We start from the raw sequence: 14921 nt of genomic DNA, 5'->3' as shown, positions 1-14921 counted from the left end.
GCTGGGGGGCGCGGGGATGGCGGCCGGCGGGGCATCATCCAGAAAATCGACGGCGGCGTCGGGGAAGGCGGCGGCCAGGTGGGTGGCCAGCCGGGCCAGGGTGTTGTGCTCGAAGAGCAGCGTCGCCGGCACTTCGGGGAAGCGCGCGGCGATGCGGTTGCGCAGCTCCAGTGCGCTCAACGATTCCAGGCCGATGCCGTCGAAGCTCTGGTGCAGCCGCAGCTCTTCCGGCGGCACCTTCAGCACCTCGGCAAAAAGCCCGCGCAGATGCGCGACCAGCTTCGGCGGCGGTGCCCCGTCGGGCGCGGCTTCCGCGGTGACGGCGCGCGGCGCGACCGGCGTCGGCGTCGCCGCGCGTGCCTCGAGAGTCTCCGGCAGCAGGCCCAGCAGCAGGCTTTGCGCGCCGCCTTCCGCCGCGGCGGGGGTCAGGGCCGCGGTGCTGGCGCAGCCGGCCTGGCGCAGCAGCGCCTGCCAGCGCGGCGCATCGGCCAGCGGCGCGCCGGGCAACCGGCCGGGCTCGGCGGCGCCGCGCCACCAGCCTTCGGTCAGGCCGAAGACCAGGGTGGCGAAATCCTGCGCGCGGGTGACCTCGTTGATCGCCAGCAGCCCGCCCGGCCGCAGCAGCCGTGTCAGCCCCGCCAGCGTCGCCGACAGGCTGGCCGTGGCATGCAGCACATTGGTCGCCACCACCGCGTCGTATTCCTGCTCCGGTTGCCCATTGGCCGTGGGCGGCCGCTCGGCGTCGTAAAGCGCGGTGCGCAGGAAGGGGAACTCCGAAAAACGCGTCTCGGCGCGGCTCAGGAAATGCCGGGAGACATCGGTGAAAACATACTCAACCGGGCGGTTCAGCGCGGCCAGGGCCGGCAGCAGCACCGCGCTGCTCGCCCCGGTGCCGGCGCCGATCTCGAGAACGCGGAAGGGCCGCGCCGGATCGGCCGCGGCATGCGCCGCCACGGCCGAGGCTAGCAGCTGGTTCAGCCGGTCGGCCACCGGATTGCCGGCATAGGCGCCCTCGACCAGGCGGGTATCGGCCTGGGGGAACAGCACCTCGACCGGATCGGCCTCGCCGCGCAGCAGCGCAGGATAGCGGTCGAGCACCGCCTGCAGCAGCCGCAACGGCCCTTGCAGCGCTGGCCCCTGCGGCGGGGTCGGCACCGGCGCCTCGGCGAAGCGCCAGAGCCCCTCCACCTGCCGCGCCAGCCCGGCGCGCGCCAGCAGGCCGAGCAGCGCGGCGAACAGCGTCGCCTGCCGCGGCGCGATGCCCAGCCGCCGCGACAGCCCGGCCGGCGTATAGGCGCTGCCCAGCCCGCCGCCCATGCCGCGCAGCGTGGCCAGCAGCCGATGCCGCCCCCACGCCTCCAGCCGCGCGAAATCGCCGATGGCGGCAGCCAAGGGCGCGGCGGGTGGGGCGTCGCGTTCGGCGGCCGCCAGCAGCGCGGCGGCGCGGTCGGGCGCGGCGAGGCCGAGCTGGCGCAGCGCTTCGGCCTCGGCCCTGACCGCCACGACATGCGGCGCGCCATCGGCCAGGATGCGGTGGAACAGCGCCAGCCCCTCGACCGGGCGGATCGGGTGCACGCCGAGCCGCGCCATCCGCGCCTGGGTCGCGGCATCGGCGACGGCGCCGACCTCGCCCCACAGCCCCCAGGACACCACCTGGCGCCGCCAGGGGCGCGCGCCTTGCCCCATCAGCGCCTCGGCGAAGCTGGAGCCGGCAACGTAATTCGCCTGGCCCGGCGATCCCGGCCCGGCATTGGCCGAGGAGAACAGCACCACCAGCCGCGGCGGCCGGGGCTGCGCCGCCAGCGCCGTCTCCAGCGCCTGCGTCGCCAGCGCTCGCGGGGCGAAACCGGCCCTGAACTGCGCCGGCGTCATGGCCAGCAATGGACCATCCTGCAGCACCAGCGCCGCCTGCACGGCGATATCGATGCGCGACCAGCCGGGGGTGGCGCGAAGAGTCTCGAGCGCAGCGCCCAGGGCGGTCGCATCGCTGGCATCGGCCTGGAGATGCCGCAGCCGGCCGCCGCTATCGGCGATGCGCTGCGCCAGCGCCGCCCCCGGCGCGCGGCGCCCGAGCAGCGCCACCCGCGCCGTCGGATCGCGCGCCAGAAGGTCGTCGGCCAGGACACGGCCGATGCCGCCGGTGCCGCCGACCAGCAGCCAGGTTTCCCCGGCGGGCGCGACGGTCGAGGCGGCGTCGTCGCAAGGCTCGAGCTGCCGAACCAGGCGGTCGGCGCCGCGGAAGGCGAGCTCCTGCGCCGGGCTGGAGGCGGGCTCGGCCAGCAGGCGGTGCAGCAGGTCGGGCGCGGCCAGGGCGGCGGCATCGGCCAGCACCAGCCGCACCGCCAGCGCCGGCATTTCCAGCGCGGCGCATTTGGCCAGGCCGAACAGCGCGGCATCCGCCGGCGCCGGCCGGTCCGCCCCGGCGGCGATGACGAACAGCCCGCGCGGCGGCTGGCGGGTGGCCTGCAGCGCCGCCAGCAAGGCGAGCGCCGGTGCCGCCGGATCCGCCGCCTCGCCGGGCGCCAGCCAGAGGATGGCGTCGCCGGCCTGGATCTGGCCCGGCAGCGTAGCCGCATCGCAGGCGGGCAGGCCGGCCAGCGCCATCGGCACGGCCTGGCCCGGCGCGCGCACCACCAGGCAGCGGCCGCTGTCGGTCGGCATGGCCGTCACCGGGGCTGCGCGCCAGGCCGGGCGCAGCAGCCGCGGCGCCGGGCCGCTCTCCGCCCGGGCGGGGCGCGTCGCCAGCCCGGCGAGCTGCACCACCGGTTGCCCGGCGGCATCGAGCAGCACCAGGTCGTAGCGCGCTTCCGCCGCGCTGGCGCCGGGGCGGCGGCGGCCAACCACCTGTCGCGCGGCGCCGGGCGTGCCGGGCACCGCCAGCGCCTCCAGCGCGAAGGGGATGCGCAGCGGCGAGGGCCCGGCCGGCGCCAGGCCGATCAGCGCCTGGAAGCCAGCATCGACCAGCGCGGCCAGGCTGGCCCCGGCCGCCTCGGGGCGCAGCCAGGCGCGCATCGTGTCCGCGCCGTCGCTCTCCACCGTGGCGACCAGCGCCAGGCTGGGGCCGTATTCCAAGCCCAGCCACGCCAGCCGGGCGTAGATTTCTGCCTGCGCCAGGCGATGCGACGGGCTGGCCGGCGCGGCGGGCGGCTGCGGCAGGCTGGCCGCGGCATAGCGGCCACGGGCGAGCACCTGGCCCTCGGCGGTGATGACGAAGCCGTCTGGCGTGGCCTCGATCGCCAGATCCAGCCCGGCCTCCGGCACGGATGCGCTGCGCAGCCAGGTGATGTCGGACAGGCCGGTGGCGCCGGGGCGGGCGGCCAAGGCGAGCTCCAGCAGCGCCGCGCCCGGCAGCAGCAGCCGGCCGGCGACGCGGTGGTCGCGCACCAGCGCATCCTGCGGCGTCCAGCGCAGGCGCGGCGCGGCGGCGGGCGTCGGCAACCAGTGCCGCTGGCCGATGAAAGGATGCGGCGGCAGCGGCACGCGCTGCCCGGGCTGCGGCGGGCCTTGCAGCACGGCGCCGGCGGCGAAGGCGCGCGCCTGGTCCAACAGCGCGGCTCCGGCCAGGGTGGCCGCGGGCGGCGTCGCGTCATCCGCCATGCCGGCAAAGCCGCGCGGCGGCAGCACGCCCTGCGCGAAACCCGCGAAGCCGGCGATAACCTCGAAAAGATCATCGGCGAGGAAGGCAAGGCGGGTCGGCATCGGCTCGCGCCCGGCCTGCAGCGTATGGGCGATATCGGCCAGCCGCGCGGCGCTGTGCGGCAGGGCCTCGGCCAGGCGGGCGGCATAGGCGCGCAGCTGCGGCTCGGTGCGGGCGGAGAGCAGGATCAGCGCGGTGCCGCCCGGCACTGTCGCGACGGCGCGCGGCGGCGCTTCCTGCAGCACCAGATGCGCATTGGCGCCCCCCGCGCCGAAGCCGCTGAGCCCGGCGCGCAATGGCCGCGGTCCGGTCCAGTCGGCGGCCTCCCGCTGCAGCCGGAAGGGGGTCGTGGCGAAATCGATGCGGCGGTTCGGCCCGGCATAGCCCGGCATCGGCGGCAGCCGGCGATGGCGCAGCTGCAGCAGCAGCTTGATCAGCCCGGAGATGCCGGCGGCAGCCTCCATATGGCCGTGGCTGGCCTTCAGCGAGCCCAGCGCCACCGATTGCCGCGCGACGCCCGGGCCGAAGGCGGCGCCGAGCCCCGCCACCTCGATCGGGTCGCCCAGCGCCGTGCCGGTGCCATGCGCTTCGACGAAGGACAGGCTGGCAGGGTCGAGGCCAGCGCGATCCAGCGCGGCGCCGATCACCTCCGCCTGCCGCGCCGGGCTGGGCACGGTGAAGCCGTTGCTGCGGCCGCCGTGATTGACCGCGCTGCCGCGGATCACGCCATGGATGTGGTCGCCCTCGGCCAGCGCCGCGGCCAGCGGCTTGAGGATGACGGCGCCGACGCCCTCGCTCGGCACATAGCCGTCGCCGCCTTCGGCGAAGCTGCGGCAGCGGCCATCGCTGGCGGCGAATTTCCCTTGCTGGAGGCCGGCGAATTTCTGCGGATGCAGCGACAGGTTGACGCCGCCGGCGATGGCGACGCGGCATTCGCCCGTCTCCAGCGCGCGGCAGGCCAGATGCAGCGCGCTGAGCGAGGCGGAGCAGGCGGTGTCCACCGCCAGGCTCGGCCCGCGCAGGTCGAAGGCATAGGAGACGCGGTTGGCCACCGACCAATAGGGCGCGGCGCCGGCGACCGCGCCGTCGCGCGCCGCAGCCTCGGCGGCGAGCAGCGCATAGTCGCCATACATGACGCCGACGAAGACGCCGCCCTGCCGCGCGGGGCCGGCCAGGCTGTCGCGGCTATGGCCGGAATCCTCCAGCGCTTCCCAGCAGGTCTCCAAAAATTTTCGTTCCTGCGGGTCCATCCGCGAGGCTTCGGCGGGGGCGATGCCGAAGAACAGCGGGTCGAAGCGGTCGACTTCCGACAGAAACCCGCCGCGGCCGAGTCCCCAGTCGCCGCGGGCGCGATCGGCGGGCACGGCGCGGATCGGGTCATGCCCGTCCAGCAGATGGCGCCACAGTTCTTCGGGACTGTCGGCATCGGGGAAGCGGCCGGCCATGCCGATGATGGCGATGCCCTGCGGCGCTTCCGGTGGTGGCGCTTCCGGCGCGACGGCGGGGGCCGGCTGCGCGCCCTGCAGCCCGGCGATGGCGCCGGCCAGGCTGGCGAGATCCCGGTGGTCGAAGAGCAGCGTCGGCGGCAGGGAGGCGCCCAGCGCCTGTTCCAGCCGCGCGGTCAGCTTGGTGACCAGGATGCTGTCGACGCCATAGGCATCGAAGGGGCGGTCGGCGCGCAGCCGCTCGGCCGGCATGCCGGTGGCCTCGGCGAAGAGCCTGGTCACCAGCGACAGCGCATCCTCGCCGCGCGCGGGGACGGGCGCCGGCGCGGTGCCGTCGAGGAAGCGCGTGATGGCCGCACGTTCCCCGGGCAGCACCAGCAGATGCGGCTGGCCGAGGCCGAGCGCCGTCTCGAAGGCGGCGATCCCCGCCGCATTGTCCAGCGCCGCGATGCCGGTGGCGGCGACCCGCGCCGCCAGCGCCTCGGGCGCCACCTGCATGCCGCCTTCCGCCCAATAGGGCCAGCCGATCGACAGGCTACGGCCCGGCCCCTGCCGCGTCATGGCGAAGCGGTCGAGGAAGGCATTGGCCGCCGCGTAGTCGGCCTGCCCCGTCGCGCCGAAAACCCCTGCCAGCGACGAGAACATCGCGAAGAAGTCGAGCGGATCGCCGCGCGTCGCCGCATCCAGCGCCAAGGCGCCGTCGCGCTTGGCGCCGAGCACGGCGGCGATGTCGGTGTCAGCCTTGCGCCGCAGCAGCCCGTCGCGCTGCAGCCCGGCGGCATGGATGACGCCGCGCAGCGGGCCGAAGCGGCGCCGCCCGGCCTCCAGCGCCTGGTCGAGCGCCGAGGCCTCGGCGATATCGGCGGCGATATAGATGGCCTCGCCCTGGCCTGCGCCGCGCGCCGCGGTGATGGCCGACAGCGCGGCGCGGCGCGGCGCATCCAGCGCGCCACGACCGAGCAGCAGCAGCTTCGCCTGCCAGCGCCCGATCAGATGCCGCGCCAGGATTGTTCCCACGCCGCCGAGGCCGCCGCTGATGACGTAGAAGCCGCCCTCGACCAGAGGGTTCCCTGTCGTCGGCGTCTCGATGATCGCGAAGTGTGGTTCGGTGATGCGGCCATCGGCGGCCAGCACCATCCCTGGCCGAGGCGGCGCGACGAGGCCAGCGGCGACAAGATCGGCCACCGGCATCGCTGGCGGCAGCGCCAGGTCGCCGAGGCGGAGCGCCGCACTTTCCCGCGCCAGCGCCGCGCCCAGGCCGCGCGCCATGGCGCCCTCGGCGGCGCCGTCATGCAGATGCAGGATCTCGACCGCCTCGCCGGTCGCGCGATCGAGGAAAACCCGCGCCAGCCGCAGCAGGCTGTCGAAGCCGAGCGCGCCGTCATGCCAGATGCGGCGCGGCGCCGGGCTTTCTTGCAGGCGTTGCGTGATGCCCTCGGCGGATGGGATCAACAGCGGCCGCTGCCCCAGCGCCCGCCACCAGCTGTCGTCGCCGCTGATGATCCAGTCCGGCGAGGTGGCGGCGCTGGCGGTGACGGCGCGCGGCCGCGGCGCCGCCAGATGCACCGGGGCGGCGGCGCGCGGCTGCAGGCGGACGGCAAAATCCTCGAACTGCGCCAGCGGTGCGCCGTCCTCGGCCATCAGCGCGATGTCGAAGCGCTGCAGCCCCTCCTCGCCCGGCGCGCCGGGACGGCGGCGCAGATGCGCCCAGCAGCCGCCCTGCAGCGGCTGCTGCAGCCGCAGCGCGCCGAGGCCTGCCGGCAGCACCGCCGCTGGCAGCGTGCTACCGGCGGCAAGCCCGATCGCCGCCTGCAGCGCGCCATCCAGCAGCGCCGGATGCAGCCGCCACGACCCGGCCGGCGCGGCGGCGGGCACCTGCAGCCGCGCCAGCACTTCCTCGGCGCCCGCCTGCAGCGCGGTGATGGCGCGCAGGCCGGGGCCATAGTCGAAGCCGAGCTCGGCGAAACGGGCATAGAGCGCCGCCACATCCTGCGGCGGACCCAGCCGCGCCGCGATGCTGCCGGGGCTTTCGTCGGCGCGCAGCGGGGTGCCGCTTTCCAGACGGCCGCTGCAGAAAATCCTGTCGCCGTTCGTCTCGCGCAGGGCGAAGCTGGCGCCGTCCTGCAGATGCAGCGCGGCGGCGATGCCGGCATCGGCGAAAAGCGGAGCGGCGAAGCGCAGCCCGGTCAGGGCGCAGGGCAGCCGCAGCAGGCCAGCGCTTTCGGCGGCGGCGAAGGCGGCCTCGAGCTGCGCCGCGGCAGGCAGCAGCGGACGGCCCTGGAAGCGATGCTCGGCGGCCGGGAAGCCTTGCGGCGACAGCGGGATAGCGAAAGGCCCCTTCGGCCGCTGCGCGGCAAAACGCTGCCGCTCGAAGGGATAGCGCGGCAGGCCCAGCCGGCGCGGCGGAGGGTTGCCCGCGAAGAACCGCGCCCAGTCGCCATCGGCGCCGCGGTGATAGAGCGCGGCCAGCTCTTCCACGGAGCAGCTGGCATCGACCGCGGCGAGCGCGGCCTCGGCGGCGGCGCAGGCGGCGGGGGCGCTGGCCTCGATGCCGGGCGCCGCCGTCGCCAGCGCGGCGTCGAAGCCGGCAAGATCGCGGGCCACCACCGCCTGGCGCCATTCGAAATGCGCGCGCCCGGCGGCCAGGGTGAAGGCCAGGTCGCGCACCGACGCCGCGGGATTGCCAGCGATCCAGCTGCGCAGCCCGGCGCGAATGTCTGCGAGCGCTTCCGGCGTGCGGGCGGAGAGCAGGAAGGCGTAGGGCCGCGGCGCCTCGAGCGCGGGTGTCGCCAGCGCCGGCGGCGCGTCGATCACCAGATGCGCATTGGTGCCGCTGAAGCCGAAGGAGGAGACGGTGGCGCGCAGCGGCGCCCCGGCCCGCGCCCGAAAAGGTTCCGGCGCCACCGGCACGCGGAAGGGCGATGCCGCGAGATCCAGCTGCGGATTGGCAGCTTCGAAAAACAGGCTGGGCGGAATGGTGGCATGGCGGAACGCCAGCAGCACCTTGATCAGCGAGGCGATGCCGGCGGCGGCCAGGGTATGGCCGATATTGGTCTTCACCGAGCCGATCGGCGTCGTGCCCGTCGCGGTCGCGCCGGATTGGGAAAAAGCGTCGCGCAGCGCGCGCAGCTCGATCGGGTCGCCGAGCTTCGTTCCCGTGCCATGCGCCTCGACCAGGCCGATGCTGGCGGGGTCGATGCCGGCGCGCTGCCACACCGCCAGCTCCAGCGCTGTCTGCGCCGCGCCCGAGGGCGCGGTGATGCCGCTGCTGCGGCCATCCTGGTTGCTGCCGCTGGCGCGGATGACGCCGAGCACGCGGTCGCCCTCGGCCAGGGCGCGCGCCAGCGGCTTCAGCACCACCATGCCGGCGCCCTCGCCGGGGACGAAGCCGTCGGCGGCGGCGTCGAAAGCGTGGCAGGCGCCGCTGGGGGAGGCCATGCCGGCATCGTCGAGGAAGCGGTGCAGCCGCGGATCGGTCAGCAGCACCGAGACGCCGCCGGCCAAGGCCATCTCGCATTCGCCCGACAGCAGGCTCTGGCAGGCCAGGTGCACGGCGATCAGCGAGGAGGAGCAGGCGGTGTCCACCGGCAGGCTCGGCCCGCGCAGGTTCAGCAGGTAAGAAAGCCGCGCCGGCAGGATCGCCATGGAATTACCCAGCGCGGCCAGGCTGTCGCCCTCGGCGTCGGAGGCGTGCTCGCGATGCGTGGCGCCGACGAAGACGCCGCAGCTGCGCCCGGCCAGGGCGCGGCCGCCATGCCCGGCATCCTCCAGCGCGTGCCAGGCGGTTTCGAGGAATACTCGTTGCTGGGGGCTCATCGCCGCCGCCTCCCGCCAGTTCAGGCGGAAGACTTCCGGGTCGAAGGCGTCGTGGTCCTCGAGGAAAGCGCCGAACGCCTTCTGGCGGGGGGAGCCTTGCTTCGGCTGCCAGGCGAAGCGCTCCGGCGGCACCTCGCGCACGGCGCAGCGGCCTTGCTGCAGCAGCTGCCAGAAGGCTTCGGCATCCGGCGCATCAGGGAAGCGGCAGGCCAGGCCGATCACCGCGATGTCGCGCGCCTCGACAGCCGGCGCAGGCGGCGGCGTTGTGTCGCGCGCCGTGCTGGTGGCGATGTGCCGTGCCAGATCGGCCAGCGTCGCATGGGTGAAAAGATCGGCCGGCACCAGGCTGCAGCCCAGCGCGGCGTTGGCCGCCGCCACCAGCTGCGGCGCCACGATGGAATCGACGCCGAGCTCGGCGAAAGGCCTTTGGCGCTCGATCTCCTCGGGGGCGAGAGCCAGGGCGCGGCCGAGCTCGGCGCTCAGCACGGCCTCGACCTGGACCGGCCCGTCGGCGGCGGGCGCCAGCGCGACGCCTGTCGCCTCGGCGACGATCAGGCACTGGAAGGAAGCGTCGGGATCGGCGCCGAGGCCGACGGCGCCGGGATCGGCGAAGCCGGCACGGGACAGGGCAGCGCGCCAGCGCGGCAGCGACAGCAGCGGGCCGCCGGGATCGCGCTCGGCCGCGTCGTCGAAGCGCCACCAGCCATCCAGCAAGCCGAAGGTCAGGCTGGAGAACAGCCCGGTCCGCGTCAGCTCGTTCAGCAGCAGCAGCCCGCCGGGGCGCAGCAGCCCGCGCAGCCGCGCCAGGCTGTCGCCGATGCGCCGCGTCGCATGCACGACGTTGGAGGCGATGACGATGTCGAAGCCGCTCTCCGCGAAGCCTTGCGCGGCGGGGTCGGCCTCCAGGTCCAGCCGGCGGAAGTCGAGCCAGGGCCGGCCGGCCGCGAAATGCCGCCGCCCATGCTGCAGGAAGCCCGGCGAGACATCGGTATAGAGGTAGGAAATCCGCGCCGGGTCGATGCCGTCCAGCGCCGCCAGCACGCCCGCCGAGGCGCCGCCGGTGCCGGCGCCGATCTCGACAATCCTTGTCATGGGCTGCGATGTCGCGGCGCGCTGCACCGCGCGGGCCAGCAGCGCGTTGAACCGGTCGGACCAGGGATTGCCACGATACAGTGGCTCGACCAGGGCGCTGCTGCCCGCGGGGAAAAGCAGCTCGGTGGCGGGGCGGCGATCGGCCAGGATATCGGCCAGGCCGGCGACGCAGCGTTCCAGCAGCGCCAGATGCGGCGCCAGGCCCGGGGCGGCGGCGAGCAGCGCGGCCCGCTCGGCGGCGGCATCGCCGACCGGGCCGAGCACCTCGCGCTGCGCCGCCATCGCCGCCGCCAGCCGGGCATGGCGCGGCGCCGCCGGGGGGCGCGCCGGCAGGGCATCGAGCAGCGCCGCCGCATAGCGGTCGAGCAAGGGCGCCGGGTCGGGCAGCTTCGGGCTCATGCGCCGCCTCCGCCGGTCTCGGAGTCCAGCTCCGCCATCACCGCGGCGAAGATATTTCTGTCGGCTGGCGCGACGACGACGGCGGGTGGTGGCGGCGTGTCGGGCCAGCAGCGGCGGCGGGCGAAGGGATAGGGCGGCAAGGACAGCCGGCGGAAGCTGCCGGGCGGATGCAGCGCCACCCAGTCGGGGTCGTCGCCACTGCGATAGATCGTCGCCAGGGACTGCAGCGCCGCCGGCGCGCCGGCATCCTCGGCGCCGTCCAGCGCCTGCCGCAGCGCGGCGCGATCGGAGACGGCGAAGGCCAGGCGATGCGGCGTGCGGTGATGCGCCCGGCCCAGCGCCAGGCTGGCACAGATGTCGTTCAACGCCGCCTCGGGATGGGCGTGCAGCCAGGCGGCGAGCGCGTCGCGTCGCTGCTGCAGCGCCACTGCCGTCTCGGCCGAGAGCACCGCCAGATGGCCGCCGCGTGGTGTCGCCACCGGCGCGGTCGCGGCCGGCGGCGCGGCCAGCACGACATGCGCATTGGTGCCGCTGAAGCCGAAGGCGGAAACCGCGGCGCAACGACGATCCGCCGGCCAGCTTTCCGCCTGGCGCGGCACGCGGAAGGGAGCCGCGTCATCCAGCCCGAGCAGCGGATTGGGCGCCGAAAAATTCACCGCTGGCGGGATGCGGCGGTCGCGCAAGGCAAGCATGGCGCGCAGCAGCCCGACGACGCCGGCCGCCGCCAGCGTATGGCCCAGCTGCGCCTTGGCCGAGCCGATGGCGCAATGCCCGGGCGGCACGGCGGTGTCGGAAAAGGCCTCGCGCAGCGCCTGGATTTCCACCGGATCGCCCAGCCGGGTGCCGGTGCCATGCAGCTCGACATAGCCGAGGTCGCCAGGAGAGATGCCGGCGGCGCGCCAGACCTGGCGCAGCAGCGCGGCCTGCGCCGTGCCGTTCGGCGCGGTGATGCCGTTGCTGGCGCCGTCCTGGTTCATGCCGGAGCCCAGGATGACGCCCTGGATGGTGTCGCCGTCGCGCTCGGCATCGGCCAGGCGCTTCAGCACCAGGCAGGCCACGGCCTCGGCGGGGACGAAGCCGTCGGCGGCGGCATCCAGCGTGCGGCAGCGCCCGCCCGGCGCCAGCATGCCGGCTTGCGAGGCCGCGATGTGGAAGGCTGACGTGGTCATCAGCGCGACGCCCCCGGCGAGCGCCAGGTCGCATTCGCCGCGCTTCAGGCTTTCCGCCGCCAGATGCACCGCCACCAGCGAGGAGGAGCAGGCGGTGTCGACCGACAGGCAGGGCCCGTGCAGGTCCAGCCGATAGGCGATGCGCGCCGCCAGCATCGAGGCCGCATTGCCGGTGAAGCTGCGCGCATCCGACCCCTGGCCGGCCTGTAGCAGCCGCTCGCCATAATCGCCTGCGACATTGCCGGCGAAGACGCCACAGCGCAACCCGGCGAGCGACGGCGGGCCATAAGCCGCATGTTCCAGCGCCTGCCAGGCGGTTTCCAGGAACAGCCGCTGTTGCGGATCGGTGGCGATGGCCTCGGCGGGTGACAGGCCGAAGAAGAGCGGATCGAAGCTCTCGATATCCGACAGGAAGCCGCCGCTGTCGCAATTGCTGCGGCCGGGCTGCTGCGGGCGCCGGTCGAAGATGGCGGCATGGTCCCAGCGCGCCATGGGCACCGGCCCGACGCTGTCGACGCCACCCAGCATGTTCTTCCAGAATTCCTCGACATTCTCGGCGCCGGGGAAGCGGCCGGCCATGCCGATGATGGCGATGCGGTCGTCGGGCTTTTGCACCGGCGCGGCGGCGGGCGCCGGCGCGGTCAGGGTGAGCGCGGCGCCATGGCGGGCGGCGAGGTGGCGCGCCAGCTTGTCGACACTCTGGTGGCTGAACAGCACCGTCGGGCTGAGCGCCACGCCCAGCCGCTGGCCCAGCGCCTCGACCAACGCGACGCCCAGGATGGAATCGGCGCCGTAATCGGCGAAGCTGCGGTCGTCGCGCAGCTCTTCCGCACGCAGTTCCAGCACCTGCAAGGTCACGTCGCGGATGGCGGCGACCAGCGGCGCCAGGTCCTGCGCCGGCGGCGTCGCGGGCTCGGCGGCACGGCGGCGCAGACGGTCGCGCATCGGGGTGGCTACGCGCGGCGGCGCCACGACGGGCAGCGGGTTGCGGGCGACGATGACGCTGTGGCGGAAGCTGGCCTCGTCGGCCAGGCCCGGCTCGCTCAGCAGGAAGACGTCCGCGAAGCCGGCGGCGGCCAGGCGCTGGCGCCAGCCGGCGGCGTCGAGCAGCGGCGCATGCGGCAGGCGGGGGTCTTCCGATTTCCACCAGCCATCCAGCAGGCCGAAGGTCAGCGTGCCGAAATCATGGATCGCCGTCATCTCGTAGAGCACCAGCACGCCGCCAGGCTTCAGCAGGCTGCGCGCATGGCTGAGCGAGCGCACCAGCTCGGGCGTCGCATGCACCACATTGGCGCCCAGCACCGCGTCGCAGCTGGCCGCCGCCAGCCCCTGGGCCAGCGGGTCGCGGCTGATGTCCAGCGCGCGGGCGGAAAGCCAGGGCCGCGTCACGCCGAATTCGCGCCGGCCGAATTGCGCGAAGGCCAGGCTGACATCGGTGTAGACATAGTCGGCGACAGCAAGATCGTCGAGCAGCGGCAGCAGGGTGCGGCTGGTGCCGCCGGTGCCGGCGCCGACCTCCAGGATGCGGGCGCCGCCGCCCGAGGCGACATCGCGCACCACCGCGGCGACCAGGCGGTTGCAATAATCGGTCATGCGGTTGCCGCGATAGATGCCTTCGACCAACGCCAGGCTGCTCTCGGGAAACATCACCTCGGTCGCCAGCCGCTCGCCGCGCAGCACCGCGGTATAGGCGCCCGCACAGGCGCGCAGCAGGGCGACATGCGGGGCGAAGGCCGGCAGCCTTGCAGCGAAACCGTCGAGATCGGCTTCGATATCGCCGGGATCGGCGTGGTGGCCGAGCAGTGTCGCACCCTCGACCGACAGCGCGCCCTCGGCCGCCAGCAGGGCGATGAGCGCGGCGAAAAGCCGCTGGTGCCGTGCGACCAGGCCAAGCGCCTGCTCGACCGCCGCGCTGTCGCGCCGCGCCCCCGCCGGCAGCAGGCCGAGCCCGTTCCACCAGGCCAGCAGCCGGCGCCGCGACAGGGCCTCCAGCGCCGCATATTCGTCCCAGGCGCCGGCCATGCCCGCGGCCTCGCTGGCCAGATGCGCCTGCATCCGCGCCTGCAGGCTGTCGGGCGCGGCGACGCCCAGCGCGTCGCGCAGCCGCGCCTCGCCCTTCAGCACGGCGACCTGCACCGGGCCGGTCACGGACAGAATGGCGTCGAGCGCGGCCAGGCCTTCGGCGGTGGCGATGGGCTCGACGCCGCGCCGCGCCAGGCGGGCGGCGGTGGCGGCATCGGCGACGCGGCCGACCTCCCCCCAGAAGCCCCAGTTGATCACCCGGGCGGGGCGGCCGGCGGCGGCCAGCCGCAGCCCCAGCGCATCCTTGAAGGCGCAGCCGGCGACGTAATTCGCCTGGCCGGCATTGGCGGCAAAGGCATTGACCGAGGAGAACAGCAGGAATTGTTCCAGCGGATCCTCCGCGACGGCGGCGGCCAGCGCCAGGCTGCCCTCGGCCTTGACCGCCAGCGCCGCCTCGAAGTCCTCCGGCGCCATGCGCTCCAGGCTGGCGTCGCGCATGTCGATGGCCGAATGGATCGCCACCTGCACCGGGCCGAATTCGGCGCGCGCCGTGTGGATGGCGGCGGCCAGCGCGCCGGGGGCAGCGGCATCGGCCTGGTGGTAGCGCGCTTCGGCGCCAGCCTGGCGCAGCGTGGCCAGTGCTTCGGCGATCGCGGGGTGGTCGGCCGGGCGGCGGCCGATCAGCGACAGCCGCATGCCATGACGTTGCGCCAGGCGCTGCGCCAGGGCGCGGCCGATGCCGCCGGCGCCGCCCAGGATCACCGCATGGCCGCCGCGCGGCCAGGGGGCTGCGCCGGTGGCCGGGAAGGGACGCGGCTGCAGCGCCCGCGCCTGCCGGACGCCGTCGCGCCACAGGATGTCGCGGGACAGCGCGTCGCCGGGCTCGGCCAGGGTGGCTGGGGCGTCGTGCCAGTCGGCAAGCCAAGCGGTGCCCAGCTGCCAGTCCGGCCATTCCCGCGCCGCGGTGCGCAACAGCCCAAAGGCGGCGGCGCACCAGGGGGTGGGGGTGGCCTCAGGGCCGGCCAGGGCCAGCAGCAGCAGGCGACGCGCCCCACCGGCCCGGCGCATCGCCTGCAGCAGGCGGAACAAAGCGCGCGGGGTCTCGGGCGCCTCGGCCAGGGCCAGGACCAGGGGCGTTTCCGGGGAGGGCGCATTCCAGGTTGCGGTCAGCGCGGCGCCGGGCAGGGCGGCCACGGCTTCCGGCGTCGCCGCCAGGATGCGCGGCGGGGTGGCGCCCAGCAGCGGCGCCCCGGTGGCGGGGGCGGCGATCCAGCCCGGGGTCAGCAGCCAGTCGCCGAGCGGCGGGTCTGCCTCGACGGCCGGGGTCGTGCGGTCGATGCG

2 protein-coding genes (1 of these 2 only partly in view) are annotated in these 14921 nt (G+C 75.0%); both read right to left on the bottom strand.

Features of this window, described 5'->3' with window-relative positions; genetic code table 11:
- Positions 1–10389, bottom strand: a 10389-nt coding sequence (locus GVN67_RS03140) for an SDR family NAD(P)-dependent oxidoreductase (protein ID WP_159992815.1), incomplete at its 3' end; no start/stop codon positions are given.
- Positions 10386–14921: the 3' portion of an SDR family NAD(P)-dependent oxidoreductase gene (locus GVN67_RS03135; RefSeq protein ID WP_159992814.1), read on the bottom strand. 4437 nt of this gene lie beyond the right edge of the window; 4536 of the gene's 8973 nt are visible here — the last part of the coding sequence; its start codon lies off the right edge, out of view; the stop codon is at positions 10386–10388. The genes GVN67_RS03135 and GVN67_RS03140, both read right to left, overlap by 4 nt.

The organism is Roseomonas sp. 18066 (assembly GCF_902706185.1).
GTDB lineage: Bacteria > Pseudomonadota > Alphaproteobacteria > Acetobacterales > Acetobacteraceae > Pseudoroseomonas.
Note: the sequence above shows the minus strand (reverse complement) of the source record. Positions and strands in the feature narration are given on the sequence as shown.